We start from the raw sequence: 17,062 nt of genomic DNA, 5'->3' as shown, positions 1-17,062 counted from the left end.
CGCCATGACCCAGGAACTTAAGCCGCGGATCCTCGTGTTCGGCGTGGGCGGCGCGGGCGGCAATGCCGTCAACAACATGATCGAAGCCAACTTGCAGGGCGTCGAGTTCATCGTGGCCAATACGGATGCTCAGGCGTTGTCGCGGTCGCGCGCCGACAACCACCTGCAACTTGGCCTTGGCACCACTGCCGGCCTCGGCGCAGGCGCCCGCCCGGAAGTCGGCGCGAAAGCCGCCGAAGAATCGATCGACGAGATCCGCGCCCGGCTCGAAGGCGCGCACATGGTGTTCATCGCCGCCGGCATGGGCGGCGGCACCGGCACGGGTGCGGCGCCGATCATCGCGCGCACCGCCCAGGAAATGGGCATCCTGACGATCGCGGTCATCACCAAGCCGTTCGGCTTCGAAGGCGCGCACCGCATGCGCCTCGCCGAGGAAGGCCTCGCCAAGATCCGCGGCCATGTCGACACGATGATCGTCGTGCCGAACCAGAACCTGTTCCGCATCGCGAATGACAAGACGACGTTCGCCGACGCCTTCCGCATGGCCGATGACGTGCTCTATTCCGGCGTGCGTGGGATCACCGACCTGATCGTCATGCCGGGCCTGATCAACCTCGACTTCGCCGACGTCAGCGCCATCATGCGCGGCATGGGCACCGCACTGATGGGCATGGGCGAGGCATCCGGCGAAGCACGCGCGCTGGAAGCCGCCAAACGCGCCATCGACAACCCGTTGCTCGACGATGTCACGATCAAGGGCGCCAAGGGCGTGCTCGTGAACATCACCGGCGGCTACGACATGACCTTGTTCGAACTCGACGAAGCAGCGAACGAGATCCGCCGCGAAGTCGACCCGAACGCCAACATCATCCTGGGCTCGGCCTTCGACGCGAGCCTGGAAGGCCGTATCCGCGTCTCGGTGGTTGCAGCAGGCCTCGACGCCGCCTCTCGCCGCTTGCCGGCCGCCCAGCCGATCACCCCGGCCGCGATCGCGGCAGCCGCTGCGCAGCCCGTTGCCGAGCCTGAAGACATTGCCGAAGAACCGGAAGACGAACTCGCCGTCAGCGAAGAACAGGAGGTCGATGCCTATTCGGACGACTACGACGTCACCGGCCGCCCCCGCATCGTGACACCGCCCCGGACGCCGGCGGCACCTGCGCCGGCCGTCTTCTCCGAACGCACTGATGAGCCTGCGCCGGACCGTTCCGCACGTGAGGGCGCCCCGGCCGCGTCGGGTTTTGCGAACCTGTTCGGCTGGCGCCGCCCCGCCCCTCAAGGCCAGAACGACGCTGGCCCGACACCGCGCAGTACAGCGTCGGCGCCGATCATTTCCTCGCCGGACGATCATCCCGAACCGGCGGCTTTCGACGACGCCGATCTGGAAATCCCCGCCTTCCTTCGCCGGTCGGCCAATCATTAGATCGGCGGTGTGTCCTTCGGGCGACACAAATGTTTCAACATAAAATCCATTTGATTCAGTTACTTAAGTCTGGATTCGTCCTCGCGCTGTAATACGGCGAAACATCCCGTGTTTTGAGTGAACGAGGTGGACAGGCCATCTAGGCTGCATGGTTTTACCAATCGGTCTGAGGGCCTCTCGCAGCATGGCAAGTGAACGGCAAACGACGATATCGCGCACGGTGAGCTGCGCCGGCGTCGGCGTTCACTCAGGTGTGCGCGCCCGCCTGACGCTGTTGCCTGCGCCTGCCAATTCCGGCGTACGCTTCGTTCGTACCGACGTGGCGCCCGGCACCGGTGAGATCCTGGCGCACGCTGAGTCCGTTTCCGATACGCAACTTGGCACCACGCTTGCCAACGAGCATGGCGTCACCGTTGCGGTGGTTGAGCACCTGCTGGCGGCGGTCGCCGGCGTCGGAATCGATAACTTGCGCGTCGAGATCGACGGACCGGAAGTGCCCATCATGGATGGCTCGTCGTCAGTGTTCTACGAACTGCTGATGATGGCAGGCTCGAAGACGCAGGGCGCTGCGCGCCGCCGCATTCGCATCCTTGAGCGCATTGAAGTGCGCGACGGCCCGAAACACGCAACGCTGTCGCCCTCCAAGGGCGATGTGCTGACGCTGCGGGCGCGCATCGAATACGACGACCAGCATATCGGCGTACAGCAGATGGCCATGCGCCTCGCGCCCGGCATGTTTGCGCGCGACCTTGCCTTCGCCCGCACCTACGGGTTCGCGCGGGACGTTGAAATGCTGCAATCCATGGGCCTTGCCCGCGGCGGCTCGCTCGAGAATGCCGTGGTCATCGGCGATGACGGCGTGATGAACCCGGAAGGGCTGCGCAGCGAAGACGAGTTCGTGCGTCACAAGATGCTCGACGCCGTGGGCGACCTGATGCTCGCCGGCGCGCCGATTGCCGGAGACTACGACGCGGTCCAGCCCGGCCACGGGCTGAACAACAAACTGGTGCGCGCCCTGCTCGCTTCGCCTTCGGCCTGGTGCTGGGAAGATGCCGGCGCGCCGGGTCGTGTTGAAGACGCGCGCGCCGCCGTTTGAGACGGCGCGTCAGCCGTCGCCCGCAGTCCTGACATTCGGCCCTTGGAAAGGCAGCTCTATTCGGGCTAAGCAATCAGCCTGAACCGATCCAAGCCGCTAGAGACAGGCCGCGCCTCATGTCGAGACTGACCCCCCTTCCCCTCGCGATTGCCGCCTGCGTCCTGGCGCTCAGTGCCTGCCAGTCCACGAAGCGCAACGCCGAGCTTGCCTACGTCGAGCGGCCGGTCGAGCAACTTTACAACCAGGCCGCCGGCGAGCTGGACGACCGGAACTACCAGGACGCCATCCTGCTGTTCGGCGAAGTCGAGCGCCAGCACCCCTATTCCGAGTGGGCCCGCAAATCGATGGTGATGTCGGCCTACGCATCTTACAAGACGCACGACTACACGACCGCGCTGGCCGCCACGGAGCGCTATCTCGCCCTGCACCCCGGCGGCTCCGAAGCCGAATATGCCTATTACCTGACGGCGCTGTGCTACTTCGACCAGATCGTCGATGTCGGCCGCGACCAGGCTACAACAGAGCGCGCTCGCGACGCCCTGAACGACATCGTGCGCCGGTTCCCGCAGAGCGAATATGCCAAGGACGCGCGCATCAAGCTCGACATGGTCAACGATCAGCTGGCCGGCAAGGAAATGACCGTCGGCCGGTGGTACCTGCGGACAAACCAGACGCTGTCCGCCGTGAACCGTTTCCGCAGCGTCGTCGAAAATTACCAGACGACCGGCCACGCGCCCGAAGCCTTGCATCGCCTCGTCGAAGCCTACCTGACGCTTGGCCTCAAGGACCAGGCGCTCGCGGCCGGCGCCACGCTCGGGTACAACTACCCGGACAGCGACTGGTACAAGATGAGCTACCGGCTCCTGACCAGTGAGGGCGTCGATCTCGACGCAGTCAGCGCCTCGGAAAAACGCACCCTGATCCAGCGCCTCATTCCCGGCGGAAAATAGTCCGTCTGCGGATCAGGCGTCTCCGATCAGCGCCAGCCACTCGGCCTCGGTCATCGTCCGCACACCCAGGCCTTCCGCCTTGGCGAGTTTCGATCCCGCGCCCGGCCCCGCGACGAGTATATCGGTCTTGGCAGAAACAGAGCCGGCGACCTTGGCGCCTAGCGCCGTTGCCCGCGCCTTGGCTTCATCGCGCGTCATCTTCTCCAGCGTGCCGGTGAACACGACCGTCTTGCCGGCAACCGGACTGTCGGTGGCGGCGGGCACTTCATCCTCGATGACTATCTCGGCGAGCAGCGCCGCCAGCATTTCGCGGTTGTGCGGTTCGGACTCGAACTGGATCAGCGCCTCGGCGGCCGCCGCGCCGATACCGTCGATGCCGGTCAGTTCTTCGTAGGCTTCACTCCCCGCGCCCTCAGCGGCCGCGCGTGTAACAGCATCCCAGAACGCAGGCCAGCTGAGGAACCCGCGCGCGTACAGGCCCGACGTCGTCTGTCCGACATGCCTGATTCCAAGACCGTTCAGGAAACGCGCGAAAGGCACGCTGCGGCGCGCGTCAATCGACGCATAGAGTTTCTTCGCGGACGCCGCGCCAAAGCCATCCCACTCCTCAAGCGCCGGCAGGCCAGCGGCCTCGATATTCGTCTTCAGGCGGAAGATGTCCTGCGGCGCGCGCATGACGCCCTTTTCAAAAAACAATTCGATCTGCCGTGCGCCGAGACCGTCGATGTCGAGCGCCTTGCGCGAGACGAAATGTTTCAGTCGCTCTACCGCCTGTGCAGGGCAGATGAGGCCCCCGGTGCAGCGGCGGCGAACATCGGTCTCACCTGCTTCATCAACTTCGCGGACGGCCGCCGAGCCGCAGGCCGGACACGTCTGCGGCATGGTCCAGGCGGGGCCCTTCCCGGCTGTGACAACGCGGAGAACTTGCGGGATCACGTCGCCGGCGCGCTGAATTTCGACGACGTCTCCCGGCTTCACGCCGAGGCGCGCGATCTCGTCCTCGTTGTGCAGCGTTGCATTGGAGACGACGACTCCGCCGACGGTAACGGGCTCAAGTCGCGCCACCGGCGTCAAGGAGCCCGTACGGCCGACCTGAATATCAATGCCGAGGAGGCGTGTGGTTGCCTTCTCAGCCGGAAACTTGTGCGCGATCGCCCAACGCGGCGCCCGGCTGACGAAGCCGAGCCGTTGCTGCCAGTCGAGCCGGTCCACCTTGTAGACGACGCCGTCGATGTCATACGCGAGACCAGCGCGCTCTGCCTCGATCCGGCGATAGTAGCCAAGCACCTCGTCAACTGTCTCTATACGGACCATAAGCGGATTGGTGACGAATCCCCATTGCCCGAAAGCTTCGACCGCGCCAGCCTGGGTTTGCGCAAACGGCTCGCTCGCCGCGCCCCAGGCGTAGGCGAAAAAGCGAAGCGGCCGGGATTTCGTTATCTCCACATCCAGCTGCCGGAGGCTGCCGGCGGCCGCATTGCGCGGGTTTGCAAACGTCTTGCGGCCCGCTGCACCCTCGCGGGCATTGAGGGCGGCGAAGTCACTCTTCGCCATGTAGATCTCTCCGCGGATCTCGATCTCGGCGGGCCAGCCCTTGCCCGACAATTTCGCGGGAATGTCGCTGAGGGTGCGCGCATTCGCCGTCACGTCTTCGCCGGTCTGGCCATCGCCGCGCGTGGCGGCGCGAACCAGCCTGCCCTTCTCGTAGGTGAGGCTCAGCGACAGACCATCAATCTTCGGCTCGGCGGTGAAGGCAAGCTCTGCCTCGGCGTCGAGGCCAAGAAACCGCCGGATGCGGGTTGCGAAATCGGCGACGTCCTCGTCATCGAAAGCATTCTCGAGCGACAGCATCGGGGTGCCGTGACGCACTTTGGCAAAGCCGTCTCCTGCCTCGGCGCCGACGCGCTCCGCAGGACTGTCTTCACGTTTCAGATGGGGAAAGGCTGCTTCGATTTCGGCATTACGCCGGCGCAGCGCGTCATAGTCGGCATCGGTCAGCGTCGGCGCATCATTCTGGTAATAGGCGGCGTCCGCGTCAGAGATCTCGCGCGCAAGCCGCGCGAGTTCGGCTGCCGCTTCCGGCTCGCTCAGGGCGCTCGCAGCTTTTCCGGCGCTCATGCATCCTCCAACAACCTCCCGGCCGCGGCCCGCGCTTCGTCAGTGATTTCGGCGCCGGACAACATGCGGGCAATTTCTTCCTGCCTTGTCCCCGCATCTAGCGTGGTCAGCCGCGTCCCGCCAGCCTTCGCAGATTTCTCCACAAGCCAGTGCGCGTCTGCCGCCGCTGCGACCTGAGGGCTGTGTGTGACAGCCAGCACCTGCCGCGCGCCAGACAGGCGGACCAGCCTCTCCCCAATGGCAGCCGCTACTGCGCCGCCGACGCCCTGGTCCGCTTCGTCGAATATGAGCGTCCCCGCGCTGCCCGCTTCGGCAAGCGCGCACTTGAGGGCCAGAGAAACCCGGGCGAGTTCGCCGCCGGACGCCACCTTGCGCAGCGGCCCGAACCCGGCGCCGCTGTTCGTCTCGGCTTCGAATTCCGCCCGCTCGGCGCCGCCCGCACCTGCCTCTGCCTCCGGCAAAGGGATGAGCGCCACCCGAATGGTGGCGCGCCCTAGCTTCAGGGGCGCCAACTCGGCCGCGATCGCTGCTTCCAGCCGTGACGCAGCTGCGCGGCGCGCGGCGGTCAACGCATGCGCCGCACTGTGCCAGCGCGCCTCGGCCGCCCGTTCCACCTTGCGCGCCGCTTCAATGCCCGCTTCGCCCGCCTCGATCAGGTCCAGCCTCTCGGCCAGATCATTGCGCTGCACGTCCAGAAGGTCTGGATCGCAATTCAGTTTCCGCCCCATCGCCCGCAGCGCAAAAAGGCGCGCTTCCACGCCTTCGAGGTCGCCCGCCTCAAGCGGCAAGCGTTCCAGCCGCGCCACGGCGCTCTCGACCTCACGCACTTCGATCAAGGCCCGCTCGATGGCGTCGCAGGCGCCTTTGGCGGCCTCCGCCAAAACGCCTTCCCCATTCTCGAATCCCGGCAGCCGCAGGATGCGCTCGGCAGCGCGCGACGCCTTGGATAGTGCAGCATCAATACCTGCGCCTGCCAACACGTCAGCGGCCTCTGCAACGGCTTCCAGCACCCTTTCGGACTGCATCAGCTGGGCCCGCTGCCCGGCCAGCAGGGTCGCTTCACCGCCCTGCGGCGCCAGCCTGTTCAATTCGTCGACCGTCTCGCGCAGCCAGGCTTGTGTTTCGGCGGCCGATTGCGCTTCGGCTTCGAGGCGGGCCCGCGCATCGCGTGCCTCGATGCGCGCCGCATGGGTCGCCGCGCAGGCTGCGAGCAAGGCTTCATTCCCGGCAAACTGGTCGAGCAGCCTGCGGTGGGCCGCCGGCCGCAGTAAGCTCGACGCCGCATGCTGGCCGTGCACTTCGACCAGGAGCTCACCCGCGTCCGCCAGCAGCGCGGCACCCACTGGTTGTTCATTGATGAAAGCCCTTGCGGGACCTTCGGCGCGCACAAGGCGCTTCAGGGTCAGCGACTCGCCCTGCGTCGCCTCGACCCCCTGAGCGGCAAGCAGTTCCCAGACCGGGTGGCTGGCAGGCGGCGCAAATTCCGCCGTCACACTCGCCTGCGCGGCGCCGTGCCGGATCACGGATCGGTCAGCCGGACCGCCCAACGCCAGCGACAGGGCGTCGAGGATGATTGACTTGCCCGCCCCGGTTTCCCCGGTGAGCGCGGTGAAGCCTTCTCCCGGCGAAAGATCGAGCCGGGAGATGAGCACGAAATCACGAATGGAAAGCGACAGCATCATGGGCTGGGGAATTATCACAAGAACAAAAACGGAACAAACGGAATCTCGCTTGCGCGCTGCAATCGCTTGCTTTCATCTGCATTCCAGCCGCCGAGGGAGACGGGGTGGACGCGCGGAACATGTTTTTCACCGGACTACGCTGGAGTGGCCTCGCCCTCCTCGCATCCGGTGTGTGCGCGTTCTGGTACGTGGGGGCGGCCTGGCTTGCCGGCGCGTTTCACACGGGCGGCAAGCTCGGCCAGGTGCCCCCGGGCAAGCCGGCTGCCTTCATTTGCGAGGCCGCCTTCCATACCGACATCGCGCTGCCGCTGGACGGCGAGATCATCAACTGGCGCAAGGAACTGCGCGGCTATATTCCTGACTATTTGCCGCGCGACACCTATCTCCTGTTCGGCTGGGGCGATTCGGTCTTCTTCACGAAAGTTCTGTATCCGGAAGATCTCACGATCGGCCGGGGGCTTTCCGCCCTCGCGGGCATGAACCCGGTCGCCATGCGCATCGTGCCCGTCTACGGATCGGATGTGCGCGAAGTCTGCGAGCCCTTGCCCGGCGGCCAGGCGGCGAAGCGCGTCCTGATCGATGAAATACTGGGCAGCCTCAAGCGCGACAGCGAAGGCGCCTATCGCCAGATCGACACGACCGTTCCCGGAGAGCTGCTGCTGCTCGCCAAGGGCCGTTACAGCCCGTTCAACACCTGCAACCAATGGACCGCCAGCGCCCTCGGCAAGGCCGGCCTGCCGCGCGCATTGTTCGCCCCGTTCGCGTGGAGCGTTACGAAGCCCCTGAAAAACACCAATCGCAAGGAAGAAACTGATGGCTGACGGCGAGGCGCGCCCCTGCCCGGACTGGTACGCAAAGCCCCAGCTCGGCATCTTTATCCACTGGGGCATCTTCACGATTCCCGCCTGGGCCCCGCGCGGCCGCGCCATTCACGAACTGGTGGGCGATGATTTCGACATGAGCGCCGTGCTGACGCCGTATTCGGAATGGTATGAGAACGCGATGCGCGTGGAAGGCAGCGCCACGCGCGAGCGCCACCGGCGCCTCTACGGCGACAAGGCCTTTACCGACTTCCGGCCCGAATTCGATACGGCAGCTGCAGCTTTCGACGCGGACGCCTGGGCCGACTTCTTCGTCGAGGCCGGCGCGAAGTACGTCGTCTTCGTCACGAAGCACCATGACGGCTATTGCCTCTGGCCGACCGGCGTGCGCAATCCGCACCGCCCCGGATGGAACACGGAGCGCGACTTCGTCGGCGAACTTGCAGACGCCGTCCGCGCCCGCGGCCTGCGCTTTGGCGTCTACTATTCCGGCGGCCTCGACTGGACCTTCCGCAACTCGCCGATCGCCAATATCGGCGACATGTTCGCCTGCGTGCCCACCGAGGACGACTACCGCGCCTACGCCCTCGCGCAGGCGAAGGAGCTGATCGACCGCTACAAGCCGTCTGTCTTCTGGAACGACATCTGCTGGCCGGACATCGACGGCGTCGTCGAACTCCACAAATATTACTATGCCGCTGTGCCCGACGGCGTCACCAACGACCGCTGGCTCGCCGCGACCGACTTCTTCAATTCCTTGCGCGACCCCGAAACGCGCGCCAGCTTCAATGCGATGCTGAAAGCGCGTACCGCCGGCGGGCAACAGGAAGAAACCCCTGCCCCTTTCGGCGACTTCCGCTGCGTGGAGTTCGGCCTCGGCGCGATCCCGAAAGAGCAGAAATGGGAATCCTGCCGCGGCCTCGGTCTCGGCTTCGGGTACAATTCGGATGAACTGCCATCCGACTACATGAGCGCCGACGAGCTCGTCGCGCTCTACAGGGACGTTACCGGAAAGCGCGGCAACCTCCTCATCAATATCGGCCCGATGGCCGACGCCTCGATCCCCGACATCCAGGCCGCGCCGCTCCGGGCGCTGGGCAAGGTGCTGCGCGAATGACAACGCTGCAGCGCTTTCTGCTCCTGCTCCTGCCAAAACGCCTTCGCGCGGCAGCAGAGCAGGAGTCGAAGGACTGGAAAGCCGTTTGCGCCGCCTGCGGCCACGCCCGCTCAGTCTGGGACCTCGGCGGGGTGCGCTGGAAAGGCAAGGGACGCCCGACCACGCGTGTGCGCTGCCCGGCGTGCCAAGTCCGCGGCTTGCACCGGATCGAAAAACGACTGTCAGCCTGAAAGAGGAAATCGATGATCGAGTACAAGGACAAGGTGGCACTCGTCACCGGCGGCGCATCGGGCATCGGCAAAGCGCTGGCGGAAGGTCTGGCCGCACGCGGCGCACATGTCATCATCGCCGATCGCCAGGCCGACCTCGCGCAGTCGGTCGCCGCCGATCTCGGCGGCCTTGCCATCGTGAGTGACCTCTCCGACCCAGCTGCGCCTGCCGCCCTGGTCACCGAGGCCTGGGCCTGGAAAGGCGGCCTTGATCTCGTCTGTGCCAATGCGGGCACCGGCCTGCGCAGACCGGTCCTCAAGGAAAGCTTTGGTCCGGACACGGACCGCCTGTTCGCCGTCAACATGCACGCGCCGATCCGGATGGCGCAGGCTTACGCCGCCCACCTGATCGCCGCCGGAAAGCGCGGACGCCTGATGATTACGAGCTCGGAAAATGCGCTCAGCCTTCCCGCCGGTGTGCGCCGCAGCCGTATCAGCGCCTATGCCGCGTCCAAGCACGGCGTGCTGATCCTCGCCGAATGGCTGCGCGAGGAGCTGGCCGGAGAGACGATGGACCTGCACGTCCTCCTTCCAGGCGCGGTCTATACGCCGCTGATCGCCGCCGGCGTGCCGGACTTCGACGCCGCGCCGAAGGAACTCGCCCTTATCCGCCCGGAACGCTGCGCCGAGATCGCCCTGAAAGGTCTCGACCTCGGCCTGTTCTACATCCCCACCCACGCCCATATCGCGGACGACATGCGCCCGCGTACGGAAGGCGTGGCGGAAAGCCTGAGAAAGCTTGGCCTGACCTAGATCCGCGCCGTCGCGGCCTTCAGCCAGTCTTTCACTTCGCCGTCGAGCTTGCGGTTCAGCAGTTTCCAGACGCGCTTATGATAGTCGTTGACGTACTTGCGCTCGTCCTTGGTCAGCAGCTTCACATCGATGAGCCTGCGCGCCAGCGGCGCGAAGGTCAGGCATTCGAAGCCCAGCATCGGGATCTCGCCGCCCGGGATTTCCTCCGCAGGCGTCACGTATTGCAGGTTCTCGATCCGGATGCCGTATTCGCCCGCCTTGTAGAAGCCCGGCTCATTCGAGACGATCATGCCGGGCATCAGCGGAGTGGCGTTCCAGGGCTTCGCGATGCGGTGCGGGCCTTCATGCACGCCGAGATACACCCCGACGCCGTGCCCCGTGCCGTGCTGGTAGTCGAGGCCAGCCTGCCAGAGCGCATGGCGCGCGAGGACATCAAGATGCGTCCCCGTCGTGCCGGCCGGGAAGCGCACGGTGGCAAGCGCAATATGTCCCTTCAGCACCAGGGTGTAGTGCTTGATCATGTCCTCCGTGGGCTGACCGATCGGAACCGTGCGGGTCACGTCAGTCGTACCGTCCAGATACTGCCCGCCGCTATCTATCAGGAACAGCGAACCGCGCGCGAGCTTGCGGTTCGAGGCGGTCGATACGCGGTAGTGCGGCAGCGCGCCGTTCGGACCCGCGCCCGAAATCGACGGAAACGAAAGGTCGGCCATCGACCCGAGGTCTTCGCGGAAACCCTCGAGCACCTCGACGGTCTGGATTTCAGTGACCTCGCCGCTCTGCGCCTCGGTATCGAGCCAGTGCAGGAACCGGGTGAGGGCGACACCGTCGCGCGCGTGCGCGGCGGTCGTGCCTTTGATCTCCGCCGCATTCTTGCAGGCGCGCGGCAGCGAGACCGGATCGCGCTGGCGCAGCACTTTCGCACCGGCGGCGCCCAGCTGGTCGAAGAACCAGGCCGAAGCGACATCCGGATCGAGGCTGACCGTCTTGCCGGAAAGCGCAGCAAGCCCTTCTTCGAGCTTAGACAGGGGCCGAAGCGTGACCGTGTTTCCGAGATGCCGGCGAAGCACCGCGTCGGTCTTGGGTTCGTCGATGAAGAGTTCGGCCGACCCGTCAGCCCGCAGGATGGCGCGGCCCAGCGGAAGCGGCGTGCAGCTGACATCGCCGCCGCGAATGTTGAACGCCCAGGCAATCGAAGCGGGCGATGTCAGTACGGCCGCGTCGGCGCCGTCGCGGGCGAGTTGCGCACCTACTGCTTCCAGCTTGTCGGTGTGGGCCGCGCCGGCATGTTTGACCGCATGCGCAACAACCTTCGCCATCGGCTGGGGCGGGCGGCCTTTCCAGGCCTTGTCGATCGGGTTTTCGGCAACGGCAACCAGTTCGCAGCCAGCCTTCTTTGCCGCAGTGCTGAGCGCGGCCACATCGTTGGGGCTCATCAGGCGCGGATCGTAGCCGACCTTCTTGCCCTTTAGAGATTGCATCGCCAGCCAGCCGAATGCGCCCGGATCGGGGATGCCCTGCACCTCGACCAACGCCGGATCGGTCTGGTCTGCGGCCTGAAGGGTGTAGCGACCATCGGCGAACAGCACGGCCTTGTCCGTGAAAACGAAAGCCGAGCCGAACGATCCGGTGAACCCGGTCGCCCAGGCAAGGCGCTCGTTGGCGTCCGGCAGGTATTCGTTCTGGTACTCGTCGTCGTGCGGCACGTAGAGGCCATCGAGGCCCTGTGCTTCGAGTTCACGGCGAAGAAGCGGAAGGTGGGCGCGGCCGTCTTGCGGACCGCCCTTGATGTCGAATGTCTGTCTCATGGTGTCCGTCTTAACGCGGCCCGCGTCTGCCGCCTAGCAAGTGAGCTATGCAATCTTTCATGGCAAATTCCATGTTGCCATACTGTTTTGTTTATCTTGCTTCCTATATAGGCCGCCTACGGAACAATGTTGCGCTGCAACAATTCAAGGTAAACAAAGAGTTAACAATGAAATTCGACTTCAACATCCGCCCCGCCCGTGAAGTGACGGCTGCAGAGATCCTGCGCCCACAGCCGGTCAACGAACTGGTGCCGGCCCGCCGGGAGGACGACGCCTTCGAACCGGCGCGCCTGAACCTCGTCGCCCGCCGCCAGACGCGCCTCGCGCGCCGCGCCGTCCGCTAGGCGCCGCTCCCCTTCGCAGTCCGCGCGCGTCCCCTCCCATCCAGCGCCAGCCTGCGACTCCCTCGCCGCCCATCCCTCCTCCAGGGATGCGGCGGGGAGGGTCATCTCTCCCGGAATTGCCGCTCAGTCCGCCTTGCGGAAGACCAGGGTCGACCAGCCGTCGCGCTTGATCTTGCGCTGGAACAGCAGCCCATGTCCCTCGTATGCCGCGCGAACCGGGGCAGCCTGATGGTGAAGAAGCCCTGACAGGATGATCGCCGCGCCCGGCGCCGAGAGCCGTTCGATTTCCGGCGCCAGCCCGATCAGCGGCTTCATCAGGATGTTTGCAAAGACGGTGTCGTAGGGCCCTGCCTGACGGATGGCCGGCGCATTGGCGCCGCGCACATGATGGCAGAAGAACCGCGAGACATTGTTCTTGCGCGCGTTCTCCCGCGCCACAAACACCGAGTCCCGGTCAATGTCCGTGCCGTGGGCCAATTCCGCGCCCACCTTCAGCGCCGCGATCGCCAGCACACCGCTGCCCGTGCCGAGGTCAAGCACCCGGCCGACCTTCCGCCGGCTGCGCACGTCGGCAAGCGCCAGCAGGCAGCCAAGTGTCGTACCGTGGTGCCCCGTGCCGAACGCCGGGCCCGCTTCGATCAGGACCGGCGTCTTGCCGGGCGCAACGCCGGCCAGCGCATGGCTGCCAACCACGACAAAGCGGCCGGCATTCACCGGCGGCAGGCCTTCCAGTGACAGGGTCACCCAGTCGCGCTCGACAATCTCCTCGATGCGCGCGGTCAGCTCCGGCGCGGCTTCGTGAATGATCGCAACGCATTCATCGGCGTCTTCCTGCGACTCTGCGAACGCATCGAGCCGCCAGGCCGTGCGACCGTCTTCCTTGCAATCAACCGCGCCTGCCGGCGAGGGGTCGGCCCAGGCGAGCGCGTTCCAGGCAATCTCGATTGGCCCGCGCGGGCCTTTGGCGGTGATCTGGTACATGGGCGTGCCCGTTAGCAGGCCGGCCAGCCGATGGAAAGCTCCGCGTGACGCCGCTGCATGAGGGCAAATTAACCGGAACTCTCGGTGCCCCACCCCGTTGTTGAGGCATGTTCAACCAAGCAATGGAGCGTAAAGCCATGCCTACCCCCTCAGGCCATACCACCGCCATCCGCGCCAGCCGTGCGCTGGGCACCAGCGTCTACAACCAGGCCGGCGACAAGATCGGCAAGGTCGAAGACGTTGTGCTCGACAAACTCGACAACTCCGTGATGTTCGCCGTCGTCGGTTTCGGCGGCTTCCTCGGCATGGGTGAGAAATATCACCCCGTCCCGTGGTCGGCGCTCGACTACAGCAAGGAAAAGGACGGCTATGTTGTGCCGTACACGAAGGAACAGCTGAAAGCTGCACCGGCCGATGCGATCGAAGAGCTGACGCGCAACGATGGCCACGCCACCCGCGACAGCACCTACAGCTATTACAAGGTCCAGCCGTACTGGCAGTAATGCCGGCCCACGGATGGGAAGCAGGCGGCGGGAGCATATGCTCCCGCCGTTTGTCTTGGCGCTAAGCAGTCATGGCCGCGTAGGCGACCCATGCCGCCGCTGCGGCGCCGGACAGACCGAGTGCGCGCGCCGTCCACTTGAGCCGAGCAATCGGAATCGCGGATGAAAACTTCACGAGCGCCAGCGCGCACAGCACATAGACCAGCAGGGTCAGGTAGACGGTGAAATCCGAAATCAGACGGAACTGCTTCACAAGGTCGGGTGAGACGGTGAGCAGCGCGACAAGGCTCATCAAGACGCCCATCAACAGGACATCCCGCACCGGCGCCGACCCGGCCCCCGAACTGGAAACCTGCTTTGGCAGGAAGCCGCGGCGCCCGCCGGCCTGTCCGGTTTCCCCTGCCACCAGGATCCAGCTGGCCGTGCAACCCACGGTCCGCGCGAACGCCGCAAACGCGACCAGCACACCGGCCACTGGACCCGCAACGGAGCCGATGACATCTGCAAACGGCGCGGTAGAAGCTGCGAGCTGTTGTGCAGGCATCAGCCCGAACAGGGCCGTCGTGGCCAGCGCGTAAACGACAGCGGCCAGCGCCACGCCGCCCGCAGCGGCGATGGCGATATTGCGCTTCGGATGCCGGACCCGGCCAGCGATCGCGTTCGCGCTCTCCAGCCCGAGGAACGCCCAGAAGATCGAGATCAGCGTCGGCGGCAGGGCCGTGCCCAGCGGCGCGCCGGAAACATTCCAGGACGCAGCGAACGTTTCCCCGTCGAAACCCGAAAAGCCTATGACGATGGCCGCGAGGATCGGCGCGAGGCCGAGCACCAGCGTCGCGGACGAGAGGCGTCCGACGAAGCGTGGCCCGATCAGCGCGCAACCGACGAGAGCCCAGAGCAGCGCGAGGATCGCGACAAGGCGCGGGATGGCGTCAAGCTTGATGCCGAAGATGGCCGCACCGTAGCCGACGGCCACGACGGCGATACCCACAATGCCCACGAAGCAGCTCGCCCAATACGCCGCCCAGGCCACGAAACCGAACGCGGGATGAAAGGCCGTACCCGGATATTCGGTGAGCGATTCCGTCCCATCCCTCAAACCGCCAAGCATAGCGAACACCAGGGCCAGCACGATGGCAACGACCGCCGCCGCGCCCCAGGCGATCAGGCTGGCGGAGCCGACCGATGCCAGCACCGCCGGCAACAGGAAAACGCCAGATCCGATCATGTTGCCCGCAACGATTGCCATCGCGAGGCCGGGGCCGATCTGCTTCGCCCCGCCGCTCATGCCGGATATCCGGCGTCACGGCGCAGCCTCGCCTGGAACCAGGCGACCGCCCCTTCATGGCGCGGCGACAACGGCCCTGCCTTGTAGACGCCGCCGGTGATGTTGCGGTGAACCGTCTCGCACATCCTGAGGTCTTCGTCCGTGACCGCGTCAGAGAGGGCCAGCATGTTTGCCAGCTCCCTTCCCCGGCCCGGATCGAAGAAATAGAGATAGTCCAGACGTGTCTCTTCGGGGCCTACCGGAGAAATCCGCTCCATCATCACGCCGTGTTCATAGACATTGATGCCCAGCCACGGCCAGGCCCAGGCCCAATATCCGGAATAGACATTTTCGCCCCCACGCGGCGGCGCACGGTGCACCGCGATCTCGCCTTCCATGTGTACCGTGTACTTTGAGGAATCGATTTCCGCATCGAGGCCGGGATGGATCAGGGGCACGTGGTACCCTTCGAGATAGTTCTCGACATAAGCCTTCCAGTCGCACCGGATGGTGTGCGACCGCCGGAGCGCGAAAGGCTGGACCGTTTCATCCGTCCACGATGCATCGACCGGCGCCATGACATCGCCAACGGGCGGCGCATCAGCGCTCAGCGTCACGAACAGGAAGCCACGCCAGGTCTCCAGCCGCACGGCCGAGAGCCCGTGATCCCGCGGATCAAATCCTTCAGCGGCGCCGAAATCCCGTGCTGATTGCAGGCGCCCTTCAAAGGTGAATCGCCAGCCATGATACTGGCAGGTGATTGCGCCGTCGCAGCGCCCCTGTGCATCGGTCGCCAGCGGACCGGCCCGATGAGGGCACACATTGTGGAAGGCGCGCACGACGCCGTCCTTGCCCCGGACGGCCATCACCGAACGGCCGGCAATCTCGTCTGTCACGTAGTCGCTAGGCAGCGGCAGCATGTTCTCATGCCCGATCAGTCGCCAGGACTTCGCGAACACCCGCGCGCGCTCCAGCGCGAAAATCTCCGGTCTGCCGTAGAGCGACGGGTCGAGCGCGCGCACCGGTCCGCTGGCAGGCCCGCCCGGCATCAGGGCCCCGTGCCTTCGACGATCATCACCCGCGAAACCGCATTGTCCGTCCGCAGATGAACGATGGCCGCATATTCCGGCGAATCGTTGAACGCCTGCGCCGCTTCGAAGCTGGGAAATTCGAGCACCACGATGCGCCCGGCTGGTTCGGCGCCTTCACGCGATTGCGTCTGGCCCCCGCGAACGAGATACCTGCCGCCGAAGGCCGCGACCATCGGGCCGACAGCAGCCTTGTACGCCTCGTAAGGCTCTGGATGGGTGACCGCGATCTCGGCGATCACATACCCCTTTGGCGCCTGCGCCTGCTCCGCTCCGGGTGTTGCGCAAGCTGCGAACACCAATACGGCAATCGCTGCCTCCGCCGCCGTTCGCCGAACCATCCGAAACTTCATGCTGCCCCCTCCGGACGTTTTCGCCCTTTGCCAGAAAGCAAAGCCTGAAGCGTGCCCCTTGGCAAGAAAATGCGCCGGAATTGACAAAAGTCCTTGGAGTCGGGCCTCTGGCATACTATCTGTTTATCGATAAATCGAAGGGAGCCCAGACGGGACGACGATGTACACCACTGAAGACATGATCCTGATCGAAAGCCGTGTCGCCAACGAGCGCAAGAGCGCTGGCGCCGCGTATTTCCTCTGGTTCTTCCTCGGCTGCATCTCGGCGCACCGCTTCTATCTGGGCAAGCCGCTCACGGCAGTGCTGCAGATCCTCAGCTATTTCGTTCTCGTCGGCTTCGTCTGGTGGATCGTCGACATCTTTCTGATCCCGTCGATCATCGAGGACAGGATGCAGGACGCCCGCAGCCGCTATGCGCGCGACCTGCGCCGCTACGGTGGATCGCGCTACGCTTTCTGAGTTGACTAATTAGTTTTATAAAAGTAGAAATATTC

17 protein-coding genes are annotated in these 17,062 nt (G+C 65.3%); 10 read left to right on the top strand and 7 right to left on the bottom strand.

The features are described from left to right. The first annotated feature begins 4 nt into the window (after positions 1 to 4). The 3 genes from ftsZ to IPK75_08050 all read left to right on the top strand — a co-directional run bounded on the left by ftsZ (position 5) and on the right by IPK75_08050 (position 3,466). Entirely contained in the window at positions 5 to 1,420 is a 1,416-nt protein-coding gene (gene ftsZ / locus IPK75_08060; GenBank protein ID MBK8198310.1) for a cell division protein FtsZ, read from the top strand. Between the two features lie 184 nt (positions 1,421 to 1,604). Continuing rightward, entirely contained in the window at positions 1,605 to 2,516 is a 912-nt protein-coding gene (locus IPK75_08055) for a UDP-3-O-acyl-N-acetylglucosamine deacetylase (GenBank protein MBK8198309.1), read from the top strand. Between the two features lie 116 nt (positions 2,517 to 2,632). Beyond that, positions 2,633 to 3,466, top strand: coding sequence for an outer membrane protein assembly factor BamD (locus IPK75_08050; protein MBK8198308.1), 834 nt, complete (start codon positions 2,633 to 2,635; stop codon positions 3,464 to 3,466). A gap of 12 nt (positions 3,467 to 3,478) precedes the next feature. Here IPK75_08050 and ligA read toward each other — a convergent pair whose 3' ends face one another. Next, positions 3,479 to 5,584: an NAD-dependent DNA ligase LigA gene (gene ligA / locus IPK75_08045; GenBank protein ID MBK8198307.1), complete on the bottom strand. Its 2,106-nt coding sequence runs from the start codon at positions 5,582 to 5,584 to the stop codon at positions 3,479 to 3,481. Continuing rightward, positions 5,581 to 7,266 carry a DNA repair protein RecN gene (locus IPK75_08040; GenBank protein MBK8198306.1) on the bottom strand — a complete coding sequence of 562 codons (1,686 nt, stop codon included), beginning with the start codon at positions 7,264 to 7,266 and terminating at the stop codon, positions 5,581 to 5,583. Before IPK75_08040 ends, ligA begins: the two co-directional genes overlap by 4 nt. Positions 7,267 to 7,385: 119 nt before the next feature. Between IPK75_08040 and IPK75_08035 the strand changes: the two genes are divergently transcribed. The 4 genes from IPK75_08035 to IPK75_08020 are packed head-to-tail and all read left to right on the top strand — an operon-like array spanning position 7,386 to position 10,226. Further along, a complete protein-coding gene (locus tag IPK75_08035) occupies positions 7,386 to 8,087 on the top strand; it encodes a DUF2459 domain-containing protein (protein MBK8198305.1) in 702 nt (233 codons plus the stop codon). Next, positions 8,080 to 9,204, top strand: a complete 1,125-nt coding sequence (locus IPK75_08030) for an alpha-L-fucosidase (GenBank protein ID MBK8198304.1) — start codon at positions 8,080 to 8,082, stop codon at positions 9,202 to 9,204. Before IPK75_08035 ends, IPK75_08030 begins: the two co-directional genes overlap by 8 nt. Beyond that, complete coding sequence (locus tag IPK75_08025; GenBank protein MBK8198303.1) at positions 9,201 to 9,434, top strand: hypothetical protein; 234 nt, start codon at positions 9,201 to 9,203, stop codon at positions 9,432 to 9,434. The genes IPK75_08030 and IPK75_08025 overlap by 4 nt, the downstream gene beginning before the upstream one ends. A gap of 12 nt (positions 9,435 to 9,446) precedes the next feature. Then, complete coding sequence (locus IPK75_08020) at positions 9,447 to 10,226, top strand: SDR family oxidoreductase (protein MBK8198302.1); 780 nt, start codon at positions 9,447 to 9,449, stop codon at positions 10,224 to 10,226. On the opposite strand, the gene IPK75_08015 is transcribed toward IPK75_08020, so the two are convergent. Further along, complete coding sequence (locus IPK75_08015) at positions 10,223 to 12,034, bottom strand: aminopeptidase P family protein (GenBank protein ID MBK8198301.1); 1,812 nt, start codon at positions 12,032 to 12,034, stop codon at positions 10,223 to 10,225. The two genes, IPK75_08020 and IPK75_08015, sit on opposite strands and share 4 nt — an antisense overlap. 167 nt (positions 12,035 to 12,201) lie before the next feature. Here IPK75_08015 and IPK75_08010 point away from each other — a divergent pair, with 167 nt between their 5' ends. Continuing rightward, entirely contained in the window at positions 12,202 to 12,378 is a 177-nt protein-coding gene (locus tag IPK75_08010; protein MBK8198300.1) for a hypothetical protein, read from the top strand. Positions 12,379 to 12,501: 123 nt separating this feature from the next. Here the strand turns inward: IPK75_08010 and IPK75_08005 are convergent, their stop codons facing one another. Then, a complete protein-coding gene (locus IPK75_08005) occupies positions 12,502 to 13,359 on the bottom strand; it encodes a 50S ribosomal protein L11 methyltransferase (GenBank protein ID MBK8198299.1) in 858 nt (285 codons plus the stop codon). A 137-nt stretch (positions 13,360 to 13,496) separates the two neighbouring features. On the opposite strand from IPK75_08005, the gene IPK75_08000 reads away from it, so the two are divergent. Continuing rightward, a complete protein-coding gene (locus IPK75_08000) occupies positions 13,497 to 13,862 on the top strand; it encodes a PRC-barrel domain-containing protein (protein MBK8198298.1) in 366 nt (121 codons plus the stop codon). 61 nt (positions 13,863 to 13,923) lie between these two features. On the opposite strand, the gene IPK75_07995 is transcribed toward IPK75_08000, so the two are convergent. Genes IPK75_07995 through IPK75_07985 form a run of 3 tightly spaced genes read right to left on the bottom strand, consistent with a single transcriptional unit; the run spans position 13,924 to position 16,555 of the window. Then, entirely contained in the window at positions 13,924 to 15,147 is a 1,224-nt protein-coding gene (locus tag IPK75_07995; protein ID MBK8198297.1) for an amino acid permease, read from the bottom strand. Further along, on the bottom strand, positions 15,144 to 16,175 hold the full coding sequence (locus IPK75_07990) for a Rieske 2Fe-2S domain-containing protein (GenBank protein ID MBK8198296.1): 1,032 nt from the start codon (positions 16,173 to 16,175) through the stop codon (positions 15,144 to 15,146). Before IPK75_07990 ends, IPK75_07995 begins: the two co-directional genes overlap by 4 nt. Next, entirely contained in the window at positions 16,175 to 16,555 is a 381-nt protein-coding gene (locus IPK75_07985) for a DUF1330 domain-containing protein (protein MBK8198295.1), read from the bottom strand. The genes IPK75_07990 and IPK75_07985 overlap by 1 nt, the downstream gene beginning before the upstream one ends. 190 nt (positions 16,556 to 16,745) lie before the next feature. On the opposite strand from IPK75_07985, the gene IPK75_07980 reads away from it, so the two are divergent. Beyond that, a complete protein-coding gene (locus IPK75_07980) occupies positions 16,746 to 17,027 on the top strand; it encodes a TM2 domain-containing protein (protein MBK8198294.1) in 282 nt (93 codons plus the stop codon). Positions 17,028 to 17,062 lie beyond the last annotated feature (35 nt).

The sequence above is a fragment of the Acidobacteriota bacterium genome (assembly GCA_016712445.1).
In the GTDB taxonomy this organism is placed as follows: domain Bacteria; phylum Pseudomonadota; class Alphaproteobacteria; order Caulobacterales; family Hyphomonadaceae; genus Hyphomonas.
The sequence above is the reverse complement of the archived record's forward strand: the minus strand, read 5'-3'. Positions and strand labels throughout refer to the sequence as shown.

What these genes read in the sequence shown, in the direction of transcription:
- ftsZ (MBK8198310.1), top strand. Translation starts at nt 5, where the DNA reads ATGACCCAGGAACTTAAGCCGCGGATCCTCGTGTTCGGCGTGGGCGGC.
- IPK75_07980 (MBK8198294.1), top strand. Translation starts at nt 16,746, where the DNA reads ATGATCCTGATCGAAAGCCGTGTCGCCAACGAGCGCAAGAGCGCTGGC.
- IPK75_08020 (MBK8198302.1), top strand. Translation starts at nt 9,447, where the DNA reads ATGATCGAGTACAAGGACAAGGTGGCACTCGTCACCGGCGGCGCATCG.
- IPK75_08025 (MBK8198303.1), top strand. Translation starts at nt 9,201, where the DNA reads ATGACAACGCTGCAGCGCTTTCTGCTCCTGCTCCTGCCAAAACGCCTT.
- ligA (MBK8198307.1), bottom strand. Translation starts at nt 5,584, where the DNA reads ATGAGCGCCGGAAAAGCTGCGAGCGCCCTGAGCGAGCCGGAAGCGGCA.
- IPK75_08030 (MBK8198304.1), top strand. Translation starts at nt 8,080, where the DNA reads ATGGCTGACGGCGAGGCGCGCCCCTGCCCGGACTGGTACGCAAAGCCC.
- IPK75_08000 (MBK8198298.1), top strand. Translation starts at nt 13,497, where the DNA reads ATGCCTACCCCCTCAGGCCATACCACCGCCATCCGCGCCAGCCGTGCG.
- IPK75_08010 (MBK8198300.1), top strand. Translation starts at nt 12,202, where the DNA reads ATGAAATTCGACTTCAACATCCGCCCCGCCCGTGAAGTGACGGCTGCA.
- IPK75_08040 (MBK8198306.1), bottom strand. Translation starts at nt 7,266, where the DNA reads ATGATGCTGTCGCTTTCCATTCGTGATTTCGTGCTCATCTCCCGGCTC.
- IPK75_08055 (MBK8198309.1), top strand. Translation starts at nt 1,605, where the DNA reads ATGGCAAGTGAACGGCAAACGACGATATCGCGCACGGTGAGCTGCGCC.
- IPK75_08005 (MBK8198299.1), bottom strand. Translation starts at nt 13,359, where the DNA reads ATGTACCAGATCACCGCCAAAGGCCCGCGCGGGCCAATCGAGATTGCC.
- IPK75_07990 (MBK8198296.1), bottom strand. Translation starts at nt 16,175, where the DNA reads ATGCCGGGCGGGCCTGCCAGCGGACCGGTGCGCGCGCTCGACCCGTCG.
- IPK75_08050 (MBK8198308.1), top strand. Translation starts at nt 2,633, where the DNA reads ATGTCGAGACTGACCCCCCTTCCCCTCGCGATTGCCGCCTGCGTCCTG.
- IPK75_08035 (MBK8198305.1), top strand. Translation starts at nt 7,386, where the DNA reads ATGTTTTTCACCGGACTACGCTGGAGTGGCCTCGCCCTCCTCGCATCC.
- IPK75_07985 (MBK8198295.1), bottom strand. Translation starts at nt 16,555, where the DNA reads ATGGTTCGGCGAACGGCGGCGGAGGCAGCGATTGCCGTATTGGTGTTC.
- IPK75_08015 (MBK8198301.1), bottom strand. Translation starts at nt 12,034, where the DNA reads ATGAGACAGACATTCGACATCAAGGGCGGTCCGCAAGACGGCCGCGCC.
- IPK75_07995 (MBK8198297.1), bottom strand. Translation starts at nt 15,147, where the DNA reads ATGAGCGGCGGGGCGAAGCAGATCGGCCCCGGCCTCGCGATGGCAATC.